This is a genomic window from Micromonospora sp. NPDC007208 (genome assembly GCF_042869175.1).
Lineage (GTDB): Bacteria > Actinomycetota > Actinomycetes > Mycobacteriales > Micromonosporaceae > Micromonospora > Micromonospora foliorum.
The window spans coordinates 477,277-497,299 of record NZ_JBIAFG010000001.1; the positions used below are offsets into that span (position 1 = coordinate 477,277).

Consider the following 20,023-nt stretch of genomic DNA (forward strand, 5'->3'; position numbering starts at 1 on the left):
CCTCTGCCGGGCGTCGATGCTTCTGCCTTCAGTTGCGCCAACTCCCGCTCCTGGACGGCGGCCTCCGCCGCGGCTACCGGTCGTACCTGCCGCCGTCCATCCGGAGGGTGGCGCCGGTCAGGTAGCCGGAGACCGGGCTGGCCAGGTAGGCGACGAGGTCGGCGTAGTCGCGAGGATTTCCGATGCGGCCGACGTCGGTGCCAGCGCGAATCGGGGCAGCATTGCGCTCAACCTCCTCCCACGTCTCACCCCATCCGTTCTCGCGGCCGAGTTCCATGAGGTACTTGCGGGTAGTCGGGACGAGGATGGTGCCGGCCGCGATGGCGTTGGAGGTCACTCCCGTGTGCTTGAGGTCACGGGACAACGACCGGGCGAGGTTGAGCCGGGCGGCGTTGCTGGCTGCGTAGTGCGGCTGCCCCGCTGACGGCGCCTCGCCTGTCACGCTGCCGATCTGGATGACACGGCCCCACCCCTTGGCCCGCATCGCGGGAACCAGATGTCGGATCAGGCGGACGGAGCTGAGCACGTTGAGGTTGTACATGTCGGCCCACGCGTCCGCGTTCAGGTCGGACCACCCTGATTCGGGATCGTAGGCGCCGGCGTTGTTGACCAGGATGTCCACCTCACCGGCTTGGGTAGCCACGGCCTCGGCGCCGACATCAGTGGTGAGGTCTCCGATCACGGCCAGACCGCCCACCTTCTGGGCGGTCTGCTCCGTCCGGGTCTGGTCCCGGCCGTGAACGACCACGGCGACGCCTTCGGCGGCCAGGACAGCCGCGATCTCCGCGCCGAGACCGCTGCTCGCACCCGTCACCAGAGCGCGCTTACCCGCAAGCTGCAAATCCATTGTCTTCCCCCGTCGCTTCCGAAACGGTCGGGCCAGTGCTCGCCGCCGTATCGGACTGTGACTCGCAGATATTGGACCCGCAAGTCCAGAATCGGTACCGCCGATCCGTCCAGCCGGAGCGCCTCGCCTGTCGGCACCCCAGGGCCGAGCCTCGTCGAACGGTGGGACGGCTCGCGGTGATATTGATCGAGTTGAGGCGGGCACGTCCGCGCGAGGACTTGGGGCCGGGTCAGCAAGGTTCGACCTGGACAGCTGTACCGCCGCAACCTAGATCTTGGACAGTTTCCGTTACGCGAGAACGGAAACTGTCCAAGATTTACGTTGCCGGCTCTCCGACCAGCCTCACCGGCACGGCCCGGGACCATCTGACGCGCCTACGCCTCGGCTCGCCGCGCCCGTGGAATAGATCGTCTGTGCGCAACACCGTCTGGTGATCAACCCAGCGGTGTCGAGCGGCGGCGGGCGGGGTGGACCCCCGCCCGCCATCGCCCGACGGTCAGGTGACCGTGATGGTCAGGTTGAGCGAGCGGGTCTCCCCGCTGGTGTAGGTGACCGTCACCCGGGCGGTGTAGGTCCCCTTGCGGGGGTAGCTGTGCGCCGTCGACCGTAGCGTCGCCCCGTGTGTGATGGCGCTGTTGTCGCCGAAGTCCCACGCGTAGTCGGTGATGCTCTGCCCGGACGGCGCCGTCGCCGTCGCGGTGAGCGTGGTGGTCAGGGGCGCGGCGCCGCCCGTCGGGTTGGCGGCCAGAGACAGCGTCCCGCCCGGTTCCTGCTTGACCCCGGCGCCGTTGAACCGCAGCCAGTCCAGGGAGAGCAGGTCCGGGGTGCCGCCGACCTGGGCGGCGTTGACGAACTTCGCGTACAGGGTGGTCGTGCCGGTGGGTTTGTTGGTCAGCGTGACGGTGGGGGAGACGAGGTTGTCCCAGCCGCCGGTCGACCCGATGGTGGCCGTGCCGATGAGCGTGCCGGTGGGCGAGCCGGTCCGCAGTTCGATGGTGCCGCCGAGCCCGCCGTTGGTCACCCCGAGCGTCACCGAGCCGACGTTGCGCAGGTCCGCCGGCCCGAACGCCACCCAGTCGTTGTGGTCGACCTCGCCGAGCCGCTTGCCGGCGCGGGCGGTGGCCCGGTCGTTGACCGTGACGCCGGACTGGGCGCTGAAGTGCTCGGCCTCCTTGCTCTTGGGCTGCAACTGGACGCGGGTCGAGCCGGTCAGCGCCGGTACGCCGCCGGCCGCGCCACCGTCGGTGTACTGCGCGGTGATCAGGGTGTAGAGGTTCTGCCCCGGCCCGTGGCCGTCACCGGCGTCCGCCTCGGTGGCGAGCACCCCGGAGCAGCCGCTGTAGACGTCCAGCGGGTGGGCGTGCGAGTCGTGGCCGAGCTGCGTCTGCACGGTCACCTTGGCGCAGTCGATGGTGGTCTCCTCCGGGTCGGTGACCGTCACCGTGAACGGGATCTTGTCGCCGAAGTCGAAGAACCCACCGTCGGGCACGCTGATGGTCACCGTCGGTCGGGTGTTGCCGACCACCACGTCGGTGACCGCGGTGGCGGTCAACCCGTTGCCGCTGTTGCGCACGGTCAGTCGGGCGGTGTGCTTGCCGGCCGTCGAGTAGGTGAAGCTCGGGTTGGCGGCGGTGGAGTCGGTGCTGCCGTCGTTGGTGAAGTCCCAGGCGTAGCTGAGCGCCGACGCGTCACCGGCGGACGAACCGGCGGAGGAGAACGTCACCGCGAGTGGCGTACGTCCGCTGTCCGGGGTGGCGGCGATCTTCGCGGTCGGTGGCCGGCCGTTGGCGACGTAGTCGATCCGGTAGATGCCCGCGCCGGCGTTGCTGCCGCCGCGACCGCTGCCGGTGCCCTCACCGAAGTCGATGACGTAGAGCGAACCGTCCGGGCCGAACTCGGCCTCGAAGGGCTGGATCCAGCTCATGTTGTCGAAGATCCCGTTGATCGACTGGAGGTCACCCACCGCGGTCGGACCGAAGCGCGCGTTGCTGAAGGTCTGCGCCGTCTTGTGGATGGAGAGCGTCTTGAACCACCTGCGGGTCAGCTCATAGGTGATCCACTTGCCCTCGAAGTACTCGGGGAACTTCGTGGTGCGGGTGTTGGCCGGGTCGTAGTCGTAGACCGGGCCGCTCATCGGCCCGCCACCGCCGGTGCCCAGCTCGGGGAACTGGGTGGAGGCGGAGTACGCGTACCAGACCAGCGCCGACTTCGCCGCCGGCAGGGTGGTGAGGCCGGTGTTGTTGGGTGAGTTGTTCACCGGTGCGGCACAGTTGAACTTCGCCCCCGAGGTGTTGGTGGCGAAGTTGTAGTCGTTGAACGGGATGTTGTTGCCCACGCAGTACGGCCAGCCGAAGTTGCCGGCGCTGGTGATCCGGTTGAACTCGACAGTCCCCTCCGGACCACGGTTGGGGTCGGCGGCGCGGGCGTCCGGGCCGTAGTCGGCCACCAGCACCGCGTTGGTCTGCGGCTCGACGGTGATCCGGAACGGGTTGCGCATGCCCATCGCGTAGATCTCCGGTCGGGTCCTCGCGGTGCCGGCGGGGAAGAGGTTGCCGCTCGGCACGGTGTACGTACCGTCGGCCTGTGGGGTGATCCGCAGGATCTTGCCGCGCAGGTCGTTGGTGTTGCCGGCGGTGCCCTGGGCGTCCCAGGCCGCGCGGCCGGCGCGTTCGTCGACAGGCGTGTAGCCGCTGGAGGCGAACGGGTCGGTGTTGTCACCGATCGCCGCGTAGAGCCGGCCGGCCGCGTCCATGGCCAGTGACCCGCCCATGTGCGAGTTGGCCCGGCCCTCGCCCCGGTAGGTGGGGACGGCCAGCAGGCGTTTCTCCGAGGAGAGCGCGACGCTGTTGTTGGCGACCGTGAACCGGGACAGGTTGAGCTGTTTGAGGGTCTTGTCCGACCAGAGCAGGTAGATCCAGCCGTTGCTGGCGAAGTTGCGGTCCAGGGTCATCCCGAGCAGCCCGTCGGACTGGTCGGTCATCGCCGAGGTGTACGCGAAGTCCAGCAGGGTGGTGACCTGGAGGGTGTCGGAGTTGACCACCTTCAGCGCGCCGGTGCGCTGGATGTAGTAGACCTTCCGGTCCGGGCCGACGGCCAGCTCGAAGGGGTCGGCCAGGTTCTCGGTGACCAGCCCCACCCGTTCGAAGTTGCTGGTCTTGGTGGCCGAGCAGTCACCGGCGACCGCGCCGGCCGCCCACTCGATGCCGTAGCGCAGGTGCTCCAGGAACGTCGGGGTGCTGAACTGGGAGCTGGCGTGCCCACCGGCGGTGAACCAGGACCGGCCGCCGTCGTAGCGCTGACACCAGGAGTACGCGTGGTCGACGCCCTCGTCCAGGCCGTTGATCCCGTCGCGCACCTTGATCTGGGCGAGGGTGTGCACGTTGCCGGTCGGGTTGGTCCGCCAGTTGTACCACTCCTCGCTCTGCTCCCAGAGCTCTGGCAGGTTGCGCGTCGAGGGGTGCGCCCGGTCGAGCACCTTGACCCGGCCGGGGAAGGTGCCACCGGTGGCCGAGAAGTCGGGGTGGTAGTCGAAGATCGTGCCGACCAGGCCCTCGTACCAGGGCCAGTCGCGTTCGCTGGCCGACGCGGCGTGCAGGCCGGCCCAACCACCGCCGTTGCGGATGAACGTCTGCAACGCGGCCCGCTGGCTGGCGTTGAGCAGGTCACCCGAGGTCGGGAGGCTGTTGGTGTTGTTGAACACGAGAACGTCGAAGGTGGCGAGGTTGGCGTCGGTGAAGGCCGCCGCGTCGGTGGTGGCGACGACCTCGAAGTTGTGGGCGGCGCCGAGCTGCTGGATCGCGGCGATGCCGGCCGGGATCGAGTCGTGGTAGAAGTTGGTGATCTTGGAGAACACCAGCACTCGGAAGCGCGGGGCGGCCTCGGCGGGCAGGGCGGTGGTGGTGCTCACCACGGTGGCGATGGCGAGCAGGATCAGGCAGAACGCACGGAGGTGTCGGGGCATGGGGGCGCTCCCTGTCGGACGGTGAGGGTGCGGAAAGCGCTTTCTCGCTGCCCGCATCACGGTACTGACAGCCAGTGACGACCGTCAATAGCCCTCTGGTAAGCGGTTTCCCGCCCGGCGGCGTCCGCGCGTCGGCCGCCCCCACAAGCCCTGGGGTACGGCTTACGATGGCCTCTGAATACGCGCCGTGACTCTGCGGATGCGGCGTGTTCCGTCGACCTGGGGAGGTCTCGTGACGGTGCCGTCCACGTCGAAATTGCCCGAGGGTCGGGATGCCGACCGGATCGACACCACGACGGTGCATCCGGCTCGCCGCTACAACTACTGGCTCGGCGGCAAGGACAACTTCGCCGTCGACCGGGAGTCCGGCGACCAGATCGCGGCCGTCTACCCAGGGGTGCGCACGCTCGCCCGGGAAAACCGGGCCTTCCTCGGCCGGGCGGTCCGCTTCCTCGCCGAGGAGGTCGGCGTCCGGCAGTTCCTCGACATCGGCACCGGCATCCCGAGCGCCGACAACACCCACGAGGTGGCCCAGTCCGTCGCCCCCGACTCCCGGGTGGTCTACGTCGACAACGACCCGATGGTGCTGGTCCACGCCCGAGCGCTGCTGACCAGCGACCCGGCCGGCGCCACCGCCTACCTGGACGCCGACCTCCGCGACCCGCAGAAGATCCTCGCGGACCCGCAGCTGCACGCCACCCTGGACCTGTCCCAACCGGTGGCTCTGGTGCTGATCGCCGTGACGCACTTCCTCACCGACGACGACCGCCCACATGAGCAGGTCGCCCGCCTGCTCGACGCGCTGCCGTCGGGCAGCTGGCTGGCGCTGACCCACTTCACCACCGACCACATCCCCGCCGAGATCGTCAGGCGGATGGAGACCGAGTTCGCCGCCGGCCGGATGAAGCAGGATGCGGTACCCCGCGACCGCGCCGAATTCGCCCGCTTCTTCACCGGTCTGGAGCTGGCCGAACCGGGCATCGCCCCGGTCGCCGAGTGGCGGCCGCAGGTGCCGCCGGAGCAGCGTCCGCCCCTGGCCGACGCCTCCATCTACGGCGCGGTGGCCCGCAAGCCCTGACCGGTCGTCCGGGCCGGGGCGAGCCTGCGTCTCATGCCGCTCAGAGGTGCCCGCAACCACGCTCCGGACGGAGCATGTGTGTCGTCCAGCGGTATACCTCCGAGTCATAAGTATTCCTCTGCGGTATACCGCTCTCCACCACACCTGGCCGCTGGACCCACGAGCGGTCAGCCCAAACCTCCGTCGCGGTCGCCGGGCTGGCCGCAGCGCCAGGGGCCAGGCGCCCGGCGATGCTGGCCGTACCGACACCCGCGGCGCGAGTCCGGACAGGAGCCACGAGTGCACGTCAGCCTGGCGACGAGCGCCGGCAGGGCCGGCCGGCCGAACGAGGACTTCGTGGGCGCGGTTCCCGGCGCTGTCGTGCTGCTCGACGGTGCCGGTATTCCGGGCGCCGAGTCGCTCTGCTTCCACGGCGTCGCCTGGTACACGCACCGCCTCGGCGGCGCGCTGCTCGGCCACCTGTCGCGCGGTGACGGGCGAGAGCTCGCCGCGATCCTCGCCACCGCCATCGGTGAGGTTGCCGCCGAGCACGGCGGCACCTGCGACATCGCTGACCCCAGCAGCCCGCAGGCCACCGTCGCGATGGTCCGCGTCCACCAGGGCCGCCTGGACTGGCTCCTGCTCGCGGACTCCTTCCTCGTCCTCGACCAAGGCGACGCCGGCCCGCTGGTGGTCACCGATGAGCGCGAGGTGACTGCCCGGCGCGACTGCGCGGCGCCGCTGGCCGGCATCGCCCAGGGAACAGCCGAGTACGACCGGGTGCGGGCCTCCTGCGTCACCGCTCTGCGTGCCCGCCGCAACCAGCCGGGCGGCTACTGGATCGCCAAGGATGACCCGCGCGCGGCGCGAGAAGCGGTGACCGGCAGCCGGTCCATCGCCGGCCTGAACGGTGTCGCGCTGCTCAGCAACGGCGCCAGCCGCATCGTCAGCCCGTACGGCCGGACCGACTGGCCGGGCGTGCTGGACGTGCTTCGCGCCCGCGGGCCGGCCAGCCTCATCGCCCGCGTCCGGCAGGCCGAAGAGCAGGCCGATGCGCGGGCCGCCGGTGGCACCGATGCCCAGGCCCCGGACGACGCCACAGTGGCTTACTGCACGCATCTGCGAACGTCGGCCCACCGAGTGTCGATGATCCGATAGACGCCTCGGTCGACGGGCATTTCCCTGGCCGGAGAGCACTAGGGTTCCAGACGCCCAGGAGGGCGAGGCCGAAGGGGCTGTCCGGCCCACGGTGTCCACACTGTACCGGTGCAACAATCGCTGCGAATGAACTGATCAGCGTCTCACCGAGGAGAGCGGGCCAATGCAGGGCGACCTGATAGCGCTTGAGTTGAAGGACGAGACGACGTTTGCCGCGCTGGCGATCGAAATCGATTCGGAGGAGGAGGTCTCCTTTCAATCGCTCAAGATCAAGCTCAGCGACGTGGCGCAACAGGTGGCGAAGGTGGCCGAGGAACTGGTGGAGCACGCCCGCAAGGCCGCCCCGACGGACATCGAGGTCACCATGCGCGTCGGCTTCTCGATCACCAACGGTAAGGCGGTGGCGCTCCTCGTCGACGGGAAGGCCGAGGGAGCGGTGGAGTTGAAGTTGGCCTGGAAGGACCTCGCCGGCTGAGATGAGTGACGTCGAGGCCGGCCGGCATCTGTGGGCGGGGCTTGTCGGCGTCCACCAGGGATCCGTGAAGCAGACCGGCTTCATGATCGGACCGCGGGCGATCGCCACGGCCACGCACGGGCTGGACCGGACCGCGCCGGTGAAGATCCGTCGCATCGGCCGGTCTGCCGACGCGGTCGACGAGCCGGCGACCGTCCTCGTCTGGGACAAGCAACGCGACCTCTGCCTCCTGACCGTCGCGGACCCGGACGACTTCTGGTTCATCCCGGACACCCGTCCCCCCGCTCTCGCTGCCGAGTATGTGGTCGTCAGCTGCGTCGACCGGCGCGCCGAGACGACGTTGGTCGTCAACGAAGGGCTCGTCGAGGACGACGGGATCGCCTGGCTCAAGCTCCGGTCGGGGCAGATCCAGCGGGGATACAGCGGCGCACCGGTGCTCGACCGCGAGGACGGCCGGCTCGTCGGCATGGTCCGCGTCACGCGGGGACGGCAGACGGACCTGGGCGGACACGCCCTGCTGGGTACGGAGATCGTTCAGGTCCGCACCTCACTGGGCCTGGACACGGACGACCGCCGGATGCAGATCAGGCACGCCGCCAGCGGACTCACCTGGCCTCCGCGCAGTCTGATCCGCGGCGACGCGCCCTCGGAACTGGTGGAACTCATCGGCCGGGAGGAGGAGATCGCCGCGCTGGACTCGCGCGACGGTCGCCGCCACCGGCTCGTCGTCGGTGACGCACTCGCCGGTAAGTCGGCGCTGGCCGGCGTCTGGGTGCGCCTCGCGCACATCCCCGCCGGCGACACGGCGTACGTCGACGCGGCGTTGGCCCCTCCGGTCCCCGCGCAGCATCCCGTGGTGGGGATCGTCCTCCCGGGGCTCGGTGTGAACATCCCGCAGGACCCGTTCGGGAGCCGCTCCGACGAGGAGACGCTGGCGCTGGCCTGCTGGACGATCATGCGGGACCTGCGCGGAGGCCGACTCGTCATCGACCTTCAGCACCAGGTCGTCGACGCCGCAGCCGACGCGGACCTCGCGGCGCTGATGAAGGCCGCCGAACGGATGAACGCCGCGGTCGTCCTCGTCGGACGGGACCTTGGCGACGAGTTGTCCTGCGTCGGACTCTCCACAGCGGTCGAGGTGGGGCCGATCGGTCGTCGGGACGCGGCCACGCTGATCACACGCGCCACCCTCGGTCGAGTGTCGCGGGAGGAAGCGGAGAACGCGCTGGAACTCGTCGACCCGCGCTGCCTTCTTCCCGGTGAGATCCTGGCGGCCTGCGGACGGGACGAGAACGACGACGCGATCGACCTCGCCATCGCCCTGTCCGAACGATTCGATCTGCCCATCTTCGACCCCAGCACAGCGCTCCTGGACGACCCGGTCGCGGCCCTCGGAGACCCCGGGCTGACGGTCGCCGGTGTCGGAGCCGGCCGAGACGGAGAGGGCTATCACGACGTGCCGTCGCTCACCGGGGAGGACCTCGAACAGCTGGTACTGACCTCCGCCCACGACCCACTCGGTATCCGCGCGCCCGCGGCGACCCGCCGGGAACTGGCACCTGGCGCGTTCAGCGCCGACGCCATCGGGCTCGACGAATGGCCGGGCACCGCCCCGTTCGTCTTCGAGGTGAACGCGTTGACCTCCGAACAGGGGCTCGCGATGCAGGACATCGCGCATCGGGTGTCCAGTCGATCGATGAGGCCCGAGTGGGTGGAGTCGCTCTACCAGCAGATCGTCGAGCTCGAAGGCCGGGGGAACGAGCGCGGCCCGTCGATGCGGGTCCGCCTGCGGCTGTGGCGCAGCCAGATCCACGCGGGGGACGTGGCCGCCGCCAGCCGCACGTTCACCGAGATCGGCGGGGAGCGCACGGTCAACCGCATCCTCGAGACGGGGAGCCACTTCGAGCAGGTGCAGGACGCCCAGGTGCTCGTGCTGGCGTGGTGGTTGGGGGTCGGCACGAACGACACCGTCGGCGCCGCGCTCGGAGCATGGATGGGCGCCGTCGTCGTCGACGAGCACCTGTCCGGCCGTGCCGACGTGCGGATCGTGCTGCATGACGTGCTGCGCGCGGTCACCGTCCGGCCGCTGCCCACCCCGGACGGCCTCCGCGCCGTCGGTGAGTGGTGCCTGTCCCAGTTGGAGGACGACCGCTCCTTCCTGGCCGACCCGGGCACCTGGACGATGTACGTCTCGCTGATCGGTCGCGCCGGCGACTTCAGCGGCGACCAGTCGCTCACGGAGGTCTTCCTCGCCCGGGCGCTGCGGACGCTCACGCTGCACGTGGAGCTGCTCAAGTCGCTCGCTCTGGCTGGGGACAGTCGGCCTCTCCTGACCATCGCGCGGCAGCAGAGGCGGCTGCATCGGCTGGAGCGGAGCCGGCGCACCGGAGAACCCGGGCGACTACAGCTCGCGCGGGAGTTGCTGACGTGGACCGTGGAGAACGCTCCGACCGCCGACGCGTTCCTGAGTCTGCTCGTCGCCGACTCCACGCTGAAGGTGACCCGGGAGGGTGACAACGCGGTCGACTCGGACCTGCCCGCGCACCGCTCCGCGGAGAGTCAACTCGCACCGATCAAGCGGGCCTACCGTCGCTGGCGGAGGAGCAACACGCAGGTCACTCCGCTCATCGTGGAGATCGAGTACCAGTTGGTACGCACGGAGTGGGCGATCGCGGGTTCCCTCCTGAGGCAGGCGCGGGTGTCCGACGAGCGCTGGCTGAACCGCCCGATCCCGCACAAGCTGGCCGTCCTCGAACAGCTCGGCGAGGTACGCCGGAGGAGACTCGCCTCGCTGGCGAAACGATGCGGCGACTCCGTCGAAGCGGTCGAGCGGGAAGCGCACAACGAGCTACAGCTCCAGACGGCCCTCGCCATCGTGGCGCACACCCCCCTCGACCTGCGCGCGGTCGACGAGATCCTGGCCCGCGGGCGGCGGGCCTTCCCGTCCAACCCTCGCATGGCACACCTGCTCGCGGCCCACCACCGGCACCGGCGGCAGTTCACCACGGCGGCGGCCGCCTACCTCGACGCCTACCGCCTGGCGCTCGGCGATCCGCTGTTGCGCCTGCGTGCCGCCGTGGGCGCGTGTGAATCGCTGTCGCAGGCCTACGCGGCGGGGGAGTGCGCCCGAGATGAGCTCGTGGCGGGGGCGGCACGAGCCGAACTTCACGAGTCCACGGACTTCTCCGCGTCGATCGTCTGCGCCCTGGCACGGCTCGAACTGCACGGCACCCTGTCGGAGGGTTACGGCAAGCTCGCCCACACCATCGCGCGGGTGGGCAGCTTCTCCCGGCTCGCCACCGACATGCACTCCATCCGGGACGAGATCGCGACCGCCGTCGGGCCGGAGACCGCGCCGTTGGTCGACAGGTTCCTGCACGACTTCACGGATGTCGGCCTGCTCGTCGCGCTCGGGGCGATGTTCGTCCGCTCCCACACCCTGTCGCCGAGTGAGGGACTTGAGCGCCTCACGGCAGCGCTCGTCCTGCTGGACGGGGTGCGGATCATGGCCGGGACCGTCTGGAACGTGCCGTCGGTGAACTTCCAGCAGGGCCGGGCGCTGCTGGCGGCCTGCAAGCAGTTCCAGACGCCGAATCCGATCGGTTGGGACAAGGATCGCGAGCGATCCGACATCGACCTGGCCTACGCGAAGTTCCAGTCCGCCGTCGACCTCTCCGTCGACTCGTTCCGCGAGATCGTGCTCGGCTTCATGCGTGAGACGGGGGAGCTGCGACAGAAGCTCGGTCGTCCGACCCCTCCGGCGCGGTGATCGGGGCCGCGATGATCCGGCTGGGCACCACCGGCGCGTCCCGGCCGGTGCCCCGCCGGCTGTCACCGCCGGAGGATTCCTCGTGGTAGTCCCGCTCCACGTTTACCGACCAGACGTCGTGCGTACTCCCGGTGGCGATGTTCTCGGCGGTGAGCATCGCGGTGAGCATCGAGTGGTCCTGGTTGTTGTAGCGGTGCATGCCGTTGCGGCCCACCGGGTGCACGTTCGGCACTGCCTCGGTCAGCCACGCCCGGATCACGTCCACGTTGTGCTGGTAGCGCTCGTCGTACACCGGGTAGGCCTTGGGCATGCGCACGACGTAGCCGGCCTCCACCACGCCGGGCCGAACCAACCCCAACCGCTCCAGCTCCGCGGTGGCGAGGGCCACGAGGTCGGCATCCGGGGTACGCCACATCTCGTCGTCCTCGAACACGAAGTACTCCAGGCCCAGGCAGGTGCGGCCATCCTTGACGAGGTACGGCGACCAGGAGCCGAAGTTCTGGATCCGGCCCACCCGCACTCCCGGGTCGTGCACGTAGATCCAGTTGTCCGGGAACGAGAACTCCGCCGGCACGACCAGGGCGACCGTCAGGAAGTCGCGGTAGCGCAGGTCGGCCGCGCAGGCCAGCACCTCCGGCGGCGCCGGTGGGTTGAGTGCGGCCACCAGCTCCGAGATCGGCATGGACGAGATCACATGCTCGGCCGCTTCGGTACGCTGCCCGCCCACGCCGTTGACCGTCACGCTGGTCGCCCGCTTGCGGGCCGGGTCCCGGTGCACGGCGGTGACCCAGCTGCCGGTGGACACCTGCCCACCCCGCTCGCGGACCTGCTCGGCGCAGCGCTCCCACATCATCCCGGGCCCGTACTTCGGGTACTGGAACTCCTCGATCAGGCTGGTCACGTCGGTGCGTCGACGCCGGGGCAGCACCGCGTTGCGGATCGCCGTGGCCAGCGACAGGTTCTTGATCCGCTGCGCCGCCCAGTCGGCCTGCAAGCGGTCCGCCGGCATCCCCCAGACCTTCTCGGTGTACGTCTTGAAGAAGATCGAGTACAGCCGCCAGCCGAACCGGGCCGACACCCAGCCCTCGAAGTGTGACTGGTCGCGTGGTGGCCGCAGCCGGGCGCGCGCGTACGAGCCGAGGCAGCGGGCGGCCTCAGGCAGACCCAGGTTGCGCAGCGCGTTCATGGCGCTGAGCGGGTAGTTGAACAGGGCGCCCCGGTAGAAGATGCGGCTCATCCGGGGCCGGGTCAGGAAGTCCTCGTCCGGCAGGATCTCGTGCCAGAACGCCTCCACCCGGGGCACCTTCGTGAAGAACCGGTGCCCGCCGATGTCGAACCGCCACCCGTCGCGCTCGACGGTCCGGCTGATCCCGCCGACCACCTCGTCGGCCTCGAACACCTGGACCGACCGGCCGTGCCGGAGCAACTCGTACGCCGCGGTGAGCCCGGCCGGCCCCGCACCGATGATCACCGTCCCGTTCTGCTCGCTCATGCTGACGCGCTCCCTGTTCACCGCCATGGTTGAGGCGCGGCGTCTACCCGTTCTGCGCAGAATGTCACACTTAGTAGCGGTGGGTCCTCGCTTCGGCGGGGCGCACCGCGGCGTACCACGAGAACAGCGAATCCCCGCGTGGCCGGCGGACCGGGGGAGCGGGGAGGCGAGACAGATGGACCGGTGGCGCAGCGGCGCGGCGGCGCTGGCCGCCCGGGCCGCTGCGGCAGGCCGCGGCGGAGCGCGCCTGGCCCGCCGGGTGCCGGCGCCCTGGCCGTACGTCATCGGCCTGTTCCTCGGCGCGAAGCTGCTGCTCACCCTGCTCGGGCTCCTGGTCCTGCACGCCTGGGACGGCGTCCCCGGGGCCCCACCCCCGAACGAGACGTTGATGTGGGCGCAACAGCGAGACGTCTCCGGGCACCGGTGGATCTCCTTCTGGTTCGCCTGGGACTCGCTGCTCTACCTGCGGCTGAGCGAGCTGCCCCTGAGCGGGCCGTGGCGAGACTTCGGCTTCCCGCTGCTGTACCCGTTCCTGGCCCGGCCCCTCGGCGCGCTGCTCGGCGGCGACAACGCCCTCGCCCTGCTCGTGATCAGCAACGTCGCGTTCCTGCTGGCGCTCTGGTACGGCTACCGGCTGGCGGAGCTGCTGCTCGGCGACGCGCACGCGGCCCGCCGGTTCACCCGGTACCTGGTGCTGCTGCCTACCGCGTTCCTGTTCCAGGCCGCGCTGACCGAGTCGCTCTTCGTCTGCCTCGCGTTGGCCGCCTTCTACTACGCCGAGCGACACCGGTGGCTGCTGGTCGGCGTGCTCGGCTACTTCCTGGCGATGAGTCGCTCCGTCGGCCTGCTCGTGGCGCTGCCGCTGGCCCTGGTGCTACTGCGGCAGCACGACTGGCGGCTCGGGCCGCGCGCCCTGCTCGGCTACCTCCGGATCGGCTGGCCGTTGCTGCTGCTGCCCGCCGGGTGGTTCACCTTCATGGCGTACTGCCGGTGGCGGGGTGGGGACTGGTTCGCCTACCAGCACGCCCAGCAGACCGGCTGGGGGATCGAGGTGCAGAACCCCGTTCCGGTGCTGCTGGACGGGCTGGCCGGGGAGCCGCGCGACGCCGCGCGGGTGTGGTTCGCCGTGGCCGTCCTGGCCGTGCTGGTCGCCGGGTTCCGCCGCCGGGAGCTGGCCTACCTGGTGTACGGCGTCCTCATGGTGCTGGTGCCGTTGTCGATGGGCCCGCCGGTGTACAAGAGTCTGCTGCGCTATCTGCTCGCCGCGTTCCCGGTGGCGCTGGTGCTGGCCCGCTGGGCCCGGCACGCCAGCGTCGACGTGTGGCTGACCGCGACGCTCGCCGTGGTGCAGGGCGCGCTGTTCGTGCTCTGGCTCAGCTACTGGACTCACATGATCATCTGATTGGGCCTGTCGCCGGCCGGGCAACAGGTCCGCCATGACCGAGCCACGGGTACGCCTCGACGACCTGGGCGCCTGGCTGATCAAGGGCAACGCGGACCTGGTCGACCTCGCCGCCCGGTTCGCCCAGGAGCCACTGGTGACGAGCTGGTGCGTACGCCCCGGCTACCGGGCGCGGTTGATGTGCGCCGGGCAACCGGCGGTCTTCTGGGCCAGCGGCAGCCGGGGCCGACTGACCTACGGGGTGTGGGGCGTCGGACGGGTCACCGGGGCGGCCGAGCCAGGCGCACCGGGGCAGCCGTGGTCGGTGCCGCTGGACCTGCCCATCCTCGCCGAACGGGACCGGGTGTCCCGGCTGCTGCTGCGCGCCGATGACCGGCTCGCCGCCCTGGAGGTGTTCCGTCAGCCGCAGGCCGCCAACCCCTCCTACCTGACCGTGGCCCAGTTCGCCGCGCTACAGACGCACCTACCGGCGTGAGCGCGAGGGCGGCCGTGCCTCGACCGAGGCGCGTGTGCGAGCCTGCTACCGACGTTCGGAGCGCATTGAGTGGAGGCCCGGTGTTCGCCCTGCCGCTGACCGAGGAGGTCGAGCTGCGTCCGCTGGACCCGTGGCGGGCCGAGGAGTTCCTCGCCCACCTCGATCGGGCCCGCGAGCACATCCAGCCCTGGGTGTCGCCGTCCTTCGTCGCCACCGACCTGCCGTCGGCCCACGCGGTGTTGCGGCGGTACGCCGACCTCTGGGCCCGCGACAGCGGCGGCATCTGGGGGCTGTGGTGGCGGGGCACGCTTGTCGGTGGGGTCATGTTCGTGTCGTTCGACGTGGCCCGGGGCGTCTGCGAGGTCGGTTGCTGGGTGGAGCCTGCGGCCCAGGGCAAGGGCATGGTCGCCCCGGCGGTGCGCCAGATCGTCGACTGGGCGGTGCGCGAGCGTGGCATCCAGCGGGTGGAGTGGCGTACCAACGCCGACAACACCCGCAGTAAGGCCCTCGCCAGCCGGCTCGGCCTGCGCCTCGACGGCACGCTACGCCAGGTCAGCCCCGGTCCACACGGTCGCATCGACCTTGAGGTCTGGTCGGTGCTTGCCGACGAGTGGACCGCGGCGCCACGCACCGTCCACTGACGACCGCGAATAGTTGTCATACCCGCGCGGCACCATGCATCCATGGCCGTCCCCGCGCTCACCCCTCATTCCGACCCGCCGCGTTCCGTGCCGCTGCGTGAGGCGCGCACCCGGTTCAGCCAGCTCGTCGCGCTGGCCGAGCTGACCGACGCGGTCACCGTCGTCACCCGCGACGGCGATCCCCGCCCGGTCGCCGCGATCGTCCCCGCCGCAGCCGCCCGCAGCGGCGCCCAGGCCCGCGCCGACGCCGACCGGCTCGCCACGATCACCGCCGGCTGGGCCCGCCGCCTCGAAGAGCAGCACCGACGCAGCAGCCAGCGGCACGCCGCCGAGCTGGGCGCGGTCCGTGCCGCGCTGGCCGAGGCGTGGGCCGAGCTGGATCGCCGAGTCGTCCCGGGCAGCGACCCGGCGCTGGCCCGGCTACGCGCCGCACACACCGACCTGCTCGCCGGCTGACTGGCGCCCGCGCCGCGTTGGCCGCACCAACTGAGGTGGGTGCCGCGCCGCGTGTGTGGCGGTGTCGTGCCGGCTGACGGGCTGCCCGTTGGCGCGGTGCCCGTTGGCGGGGCGAGCCGGTCGGCGTCCGCGCGGGCCAGCGGCCCTCCGGATCATCCGGTGGCCGGGTACGCGTGGGTCTCGGTCGCCTTGACCGCCACCCAGACCCGCTGGCCAGGAATCAGCCGCAGCTGGGCGGCGGCGGCCGGCGTGACATCAGCGGCCACCCCGATCGGCCCGTCCAGTTGCACGCGCACGTTGTCACCGTGGCGCTGGACACCGGCCACGGTGCCCGCCCAGGTGTTGCGCGGGCTGCCCTCCGGCCGGGCCGGGTGCAGAGCCACCGCGGCCGGGCGGAACGCCACGAACGCCTCACCGTCCAGCCGGTCGGCGACCGTGAGGGTCAGCTCCGGCGAAACCCGCACCCCGTGCCCGTCGGCGCGACCCCGGTACAGGTTCAGCCCGACCAGCCGGGCGACGTAGTCGGTGCGCGGGCGGGCGGTGACGCTCGGCCCGTCGCCCTCCTGTACCACCCGGCCACCCTCGACGATGACCAGTCGGTCGGCCAACGCCAGCGCGTCCAGCGGGTCGTGGGTGACCAGCACCGTCGCGCCCGCGTGCGCGGACAGGTGCCGGTGCAGCTCCGCGCGGGTGTCCAGCCGGGTGCGGGCGTCCAGCGCGGCGAGCGGCTCGTCCAACAGCAGCAGCGACGGCCCCACGGCCAGCGCGCGGGCCAGCGCCACCCGCTGCGCCTGACCGCCGGAGAGCTGCCGGGGCCGGCGCTGCGCCTGCGCGTCAAGCCCCACCCGACCCAGCCACTCGCGGGCCATGGCGCGGGCGGCTCGCCGCTCGACGCCGTGCCGGCGCGGCCCGAACGCCACGTTGTCCAACGCGCTGAGGTGCGGAAAGAGCAGGTAGTCCTGGAAGACCACGCCGATCGACCGGCGTTCGGTGGGCACCCAGGCCCCCGACGCCGGACGGTCCAGGTCGACGCCGTCGAGGGTGACGTGCCCGTCGGTGAGGGGATGCAGCCCGGCCAGCGCCCGCAGTGCGGTGGTCTTGCCGGCGCCGTTCGGGCCGAGTAGTGCCACCACCTCGCCCGGCGCGACCCGCAGCGGCACGTCGAGCCGGAAGGCGCCCCGGTCGACGACGAGCCGCGCGTCGAGGAGTCGGTCGCTCATGCGGTGGTCATCCAGCGGTCCCGCAATGCGACCAGGATGCCCACCGACACCACGAGCAGCACCAGACTCAGCACGATCGCGGACTCCACATCCGTCTCCAACGCCAGGTAGACGGCGAGCGGCATGGTCTGCGTCCGACCGGGGTAGTTGCCGGCGAAGGTGATGGTGGCACCGAACTCGCCAAGCGCCCGCGCCCAGCAGAGCACCGCCCCGGCGGCCAGACCGGGCGCCACCAGCGGCAGCGTGACGTGGGTGAAGGTGGTCCACCGGCTCGCGCCCAACGTCGCCGCGGCCTCCTCGTAGCGGTGGTCGGCGGCACGTAGCGCACCCTCCACGGCGATCACCAGGAACGGCATGGCGACGAACGACTCGGCCAGCACGACACCCGTGGTGGTGAACGGCAGAGTGATGCCGAACGTGGTGTCGAGCCAGCCGCCGAGCAGGCCGCGCCGGCCGAAGACCAGCAACAGCGCCACCCCACCGACCACCGGCGGCAGCACCAGCGGCACGGTGACCAGCGCGCGTACCAGCCGGCGGCCGGGAAACTCGACCCGGGCCAGCACCCAGGCGAGCGGCACCCCGAGCAGCAGGCAGAGCGCGGTGGCCAGGGTGGCGGTCTGCACCGACAGGCGCAGGGCGGTCAGCGCGCCCGGCTCGGTGAGCCGCTCCGGCAGGGTCGTCCACGGTGCCCGGATCAGCAGCCCCGCCAACGGCAGGACGAGGAACAGCAACCCCAGCCCGGCGGGGATCAGCAGCGCCGCCGGCACCCGCCCCCGCCGCCGGGGGGTGGCCGGGCGCCCGCTGGGTGCCAGGTGGTCGTGGGCCTGCCTCACGGAGCCTGGAACCCCGCCTCGGCGAGGACCGCCTGCGCCGGCGCCGAGCGGACGTACGCGACGAAGGCCCGCGCGCCGGTGGGATTCGGCGCGTCCTTCAACGCGACGATCGGGTAGTCGTTGACCGCCCGCGCAGACTCGGGAAACTCCACACCGGTCACGTCGGCGCTCGCCGCCCGCGTGTCCGTGCGGTAGACCAGTGCCGCGTCGACCTCGCCGAGCTTCACCTTGGCGAGCGCGCCCTTGACGTCCGGCTCCAGGGTGACCGGCGTCAGCGCGACGCCGGCGGCGTCCAGGGCGGTGCGGGCCGCCGCGCCGCAGGGCACCTGACTGGCGCAGAGCGCCACCTTCACACCCGGGCCGGTCAGGTCGGCCAGGCCCGCCACTGCCTTCGGGTTACCCCGGGGCACCGCGATCACCAACTGGTTGCGGGCGAAGATGCTCGGCGTGCCGTCGGCGTCGCCGGCCTCGGTGACCGTGGTCATGTTCGCCGGAGCGGCCGAGGCGAACACATCCGCCGGCGCGCCCTGGATGATCTGGTTGGCCAGAGCGGAACTGCCGGCGACGTTGAGGGTCACGCGGCTGCCCGGGTTGGCGGCCTCGAAGTCCTTCCCGATGCGGGTGAACGACTCGGTCAGCGAGGCGGCCGCGAACACGGTCACCGTGCCGGTCACCCGGCCGTCCCCGCTGCCGCCGGTTGCCCGGTCACCGCCCGCGCCGCAGCCGGCCACGGCCAGGCCGGCCGCCACCAGCACGGCTACCGCCGTACGCCTGCTCCGCGCGTTCGTCCGCCCGACCGTGTCCGGGTTTGTTCGGCCGGCCGTGTCCGGGTTTGTTCGCCCGGCCGTGTCCGCGTTCATCCGGCCGACCGTCCCCGCGTTGGGGCGGGTGCGGCTCGCTCCACCACGACTGTGGTCGACTTGATCACCGCGACGGCCACCGACCCAACCCGCAGGTCGAGCTCGTCGACGGCCTCCCGGCTCATCAGCGACACGACCCGGAACGGGCCCGCCTGGATGTCGACCTGGGCCATCACCGTGTCCTTGCGGACGTCGACGACGATGCCGCGCAACCGGTTGCGGGCCGAGGAGAACTCAGCACCCGCATCCGGGTGGGCGGCCTGAGCGCGAGCGAACGCCGCCAGGTCGACGCCGTCGACGACCCGGTGGCCGTGCTCATCGCGCCCGGCCGTCAGGCGCCCGGCGTCCACCCAGCGGCGAATGGTGTCGGCGCTGACGCCGAGCAGGTCGGCGGCCTCCCCGATCCGGTACGTCGTCACCCGCTCACCTTAACGCCCGCATTTGCCATGGCGAAAGGCTGGCGTGGGCAGCAGTCGCCTGGGTAAATGGGTGTCAAGGCCGGCAGGTGCGTCTTCCTGCTCTGTCTCAGGACGCCTGCGACCTCCTCGGGCGGTCCGCAAGATCGTGCTCGAACAACGAAGTAGTGGTGTCGGCGTATCGGTGAGGCCACTACATCCTGGTTCGAGCACGATCTTGGCGGTGGCGGTGGCGGTGGCGGTGGCGGTGGCGGTGGCGGTGGGTGTGGGTGTGGCACCCGCACCTGGGTGCCGGCCAGGGCATGTCCGTGCTCTAAGCCTGGAGATCTTGGACAGTTACCGTTCGGACGAAACGGAAACTGTCCAAGATCTCGCGGAGCGCGGAGCGCGGAGCGCGGCACGGGGCACGGGGCACGGGGCACGGGGCACGGGGCGCGGGGCGCGGGGCACGGGGCACGGGCGGGGGCGCCCCAAACTCGCTTCCGGTCGGTCGGACGCGGCGGTCGCAGTCAATCCACGCAATATCAGGGATGTTGCTGTCTCTCGGGCGTCGGAGGCAGCAACATCCGGGAAGTTGCGTAGATCTTGGCCCGGGCGCGGGCGCGGGCGCGCGGCGGGGATGCGGGAAGTCATGGGGCGGGGGTGCGGGAAGTCGGGGTGCGGGTGCGGGAAGTCGGGGGGACCTGGTCGGGCCGGGCGCGAGGTGCGGGGCGGGCCAGTGTGGGGTGTGCGGGGCGGGCCGGGTGTGGGGTGTGCGGGGCGGGCCGGGTGTGGGGTGTGCGGCGGGCCGGGTGTGGGTGTGCGGCGGGCCGGGTGTGGGGTGTGCGGCGGGCCGGGTGTGGGTGTGCGGCGGGCCGGGTGTGGGGTGTGCGGCGGGGGGGGGGGCGGGGGCCCCCCCCCCGCCCCGCGGCCGGTGGGGGGGTGGGGGGGCTGGTTGGGGAGTTTGGCGCGGGTGGGCAAG

General features: G+C 71.4%; 15 protein-coding genes. 8 read left to right on the forward strand and 7 right to left on the reverse strand.

Features of this window, described 5'->3' with window-relative positions; genetic code table 11:
- Window positions 1-73: 73 nt before the first annotated feature.
- A complete protein-coding gene (locus ACFYL6_RS01980; protein WP_387166194.1) occupies window positions 74-847 on the reverse strand; it encodes an SDR family NAD(P)-dependent oxidoreductase in 774 nt (257 codons plus the stop codon).
- A 496-nt stretch (window positions 848-1,343) separates the two neighbouring features.
- Window positions 1,344-4,808 carry a ThuA domain-containing protein gene (locus tag ACFYL6_RS01985; protein WP_387166196.1) on the reverse strand — a complete coding sequence of 1,155 codons (3,465 nt, stop codon included), beginning with the start codon at window positions 4,806-4,808 and terminating at the stop codon, window positions 1,344-1,346.
- 199 nt (window positions 4,809-5,007) lie between these two features.
- On the opposite strand from ACFYL6_RS01985, the gene ACFYL6_RS01990 reads away from it, so the two are divergent.
- From ACFYL6_RS01990 to ACFYL6_RS02005, 4 genes are all read left to right on the forward strand, one after another.
- Window positions 5,008-5,886 (forward strand): SAM-dependent methyltransferase, encoded by an 879-nt coding sequence (locus ACFYL6_RS01990; RefSeq protein WP_387166198.1) that lies wholly within the window; start codon window positions 5,008-5,010, stop codon window positions 5,884-5,886.
- A 279-nt stretch (window positions 5,887-6,165) separates the two neighbouring features.
- Window positions 6,166-7,023, forward strand: coding sequence for a hypothetical protein (locus ACFYL6_RS01995; RefSeq protein WP_387166200.1), 858 nt, complete (start codon window positions 6,166-6,168; stop codon window positions 7,021-7,023).
- Window positions 7,024-7,186: 163 nt separating this feature from the next.
- Window positions 7,187-7,498 carry a CU044_2847 family protein gene (locus tag ACFYL6_RS02000; RefSeq protein WP_387166202.1) on the forward strand — a complete coding sequence of 104 codons (312 nt, stop codon included), beginning with the start codon at window positions 7,187-7,189 and terminating at the stop codon, window positions 7,496-7,498.
- A 1-nt stretch (window position 7,499) separates the two neighbouring features.
- A complete protein-coding gene (locus ACFYL6_RS02005; RefSeq protein ID WP_387166204.1) occupies window positions 7,500-11,267 on the forward strand; it encodes a trypsin-like peptidase domain-containing protein in 3,768 nt (1,255 codons plus the stop codon).
- Here ACFYL6_RS02005 and ACFYL6_RS02010 read toward each other — a convergent pair.
- Window positions 11,206-12,759: an NAD(P)/FAD-dependent oxidoreductase gene (locus tag ACFYL6_RS02010; RefSeq protein WP_387166206.1), complete on the reverse strand. Its 1,554-nt coding sequence runs from the start codon at window positions 12,757-12,759 to the stop codon at window positions 11,206-11,208. The genes ACFYL6_RS02005 and ACFYL6_RS02010 overlap by 62 nt on opposite strands.
- A gap of 175 nt (window positions 12,760-12,934) precedes the next feature.
- Here ACFYL6_RS02010 and ACFYL6_RS02015 point away from each other — a divergent pair, with 175 nt between their 5' ends.
- The 4 genes from ACFYL6_RS02015 (at window position 12,935) to ACFYL6_RS02030 (ending at window position 15,733) form a co-directional block, all read left to right on the forward strand.
- A complete protein-coding gene (locus ACFYL6_RS02015) occupies window positions 12,935-14,161 on the forward strand; it encodes a hypothetical protein (protein ID WP_387166208.1) in 1,227 nt (408 codons plus the stop codon).
- Between the two features lie 34 nt (window positions 14,162-14,195).
- Window positions 14,196-14,636, forward strand: coding sequence for a hypothetical protein (locus ACFYL6_RS02020; protein ID WP_387166210.1), 441 nt, complete (start codon window positions 14,196-14,198; stop codon window positions 14,634-14,636).
- A gap of 80 nt (window positions 14,637-14,716) precedes the next feature.
- Entirely contained in the window at window positions 14,717-15,277 is a 561-nt protein-coding gene (locus ACFYL6_RS02025; protein WP_387166212.1) for a GNAT family N-acetyltransferase, read from the forward strand.
- A 42-nt stretch (window positions 15,278-15,319) separates the two neighbouring features.
- Window positions 15,320-15,733, forward strand: a complete 414-nt coding sequence (locus ACFYL6_RS02030) for a type II toxin-antitoxin system Phd/YefM family antitoxin (RefSeq protein ID WP_387166214.1) — start codon at window positions 15,320-15,322, stop codon at window positions 15,731-15,733.
- A 152-nt stretch (window positions 15,734-15,885) separates the two neighbouring features.
- On the opposite strand, the gene ACFYL6_RS02035 is transcribed toward ACFYL6_RS02030, so the two are convergent.
- The 4 genes from ACFYL6_RS02035 to ACFYL6_RS02050 are packed head-to-tail and all read right to left on the reverse strand — an operon-like array spanning window position 15,886 to window position 19,065.
- Window positions 15,886-16,953, reverse strand: a complete 1,068-nt coding sequence (locus ACFYL6_RS02035; RefSeq protein ID WP_387166216.1) for an ABC transporter ATP-binding protein — start codon at window positions 16,951-16,953, stop codon at window positions 15,886-15,888.
- The gene (locus tag ACFYL6_RS02040; RefSeq protein WP_387166831.1) at window positions 16,950-17,765 is read right to left on the reverse strand and encodes an ABC transporter permease; all 816 of its coding nucleotides are present in this window, start codon (window positions 17,763-17,765) and stop codon (window positions 16,950-16,952) included. Before ACFYL6_RS02040 ends, ACFYL6_RS02035 begins: the two co-directional genes overlap by 4 nt.
- 17 nt (window positions 17,766-17,782) lie before the next feature.
- A complete protein-coding gene (gene modA / locus ACFYL6_RS02045; RefSeq protein ID WP_387166218.1) occupies window positions 17,783-18,646 on the reverse strand; it encodes a molybdate ABC transporter substrate-binding protein in 864 nt (287 codons plus the stop codon).
- Window positions 18,643-19,065: a molybdopterin-binding protein gene (locus ACFYL6_RS02050; RefSeq protein WP_387166220.1), complete on the reverse strand. Its 423-nt coding sequence runs from the start codon at window positions 19,063-19,065 to the stop codon at window positions 18,643-18,645. Before ACFYL6_RS02050 ends, modA begins: the two co-directional genes overlap by 4 nt.
- Window positions 19,066-20,023 lie beyond the last annotated feature (958 nt).

Excerpts from the sequence above, each read along its gene's own strand:
- ACFYL6_RS02030 (WP_387166214.1), top strand. The coding sequence starts at position 15,320 with ATGGCCGTCCCCGCGCTCACCCCTCATTCCGACCCGCCGCGTTCCGTG.
- ACFYL6_RS01980 (WP_387166194.1), bottom strand. The coding sequence starts at position 847 with ATGGATTTGCAGCTTGCGGGTAAGCGCGCTCTGGTGACGGGTGCGAGC.
- ACFYL6_RS02015 (WP_387166208.1), top strand. The coding sequence starts at position 12,935 with ATGGACCGGTGGCGCAGCGGCGCGGCGGCGCTGGCCGCCCGGGCCGCT.
- ACFYL6_RS02000 (WP_387166202.1), top strand. The coding sequence starts at position 7,187 with ATGCAGGGCGACCTGATAGCGCTTGAGTTGAAGGACGAGACGACGTTT.
- ACFYL6_RS02005 (WP_387166204.1), top strand. The coding sequence starts at position 7,500 with ATGAGTGACGTCGAGGCCGGCCGGCATCTGTGGGCGGGGCTTGTCGGC.
- ACFYL6_RS02020 (WP_387166210.1), top strand. The coding sequence starts at position 14,196 with ATGACCGAGCCACGGGTACGCCTCGACGACCTGGGCGCCTGGCTGATC.
- modA (WP_387166218.1), bottom strand. The coding sequence starts at position 18,646 with ATGAACGCGGACACGGCCGGGCGAACAAACCCGGACACGGCCGGCCGA.
- ACFYL6_RS01990 (WP_387166198.1), top strand. The coding sequence starts at position 5,008 with ATGCGGCGTGTTCCGTCGACCTGGGGAGGTCTCGTGACGGTGCCGTCC.
- ACFYL6_RS02010 (WP_387166206.1), bottom strand. The coding sequence starts at position 12,759 with ATGAGCGAGCAGAACGGGACGGTGATCATCGGTGCGGGGCCGGCCGGG.
- ACFYL6_RS01985 (WP_387166196.1), bottom strand. The coding sequence starts at position 4,808 with ATGCCCCGACACCTCCGTGCGTTCTGCCTGATCCTGCTCGCCATCGCC.
- ACFYL6_RS02035 (WP_387166216.1), bottom strand. The coding sequence starts at position 16,953 with ATGAGCGACCGACTCCTCGACGCGCGGCTCGTCGTCGACCGGGGCGCC.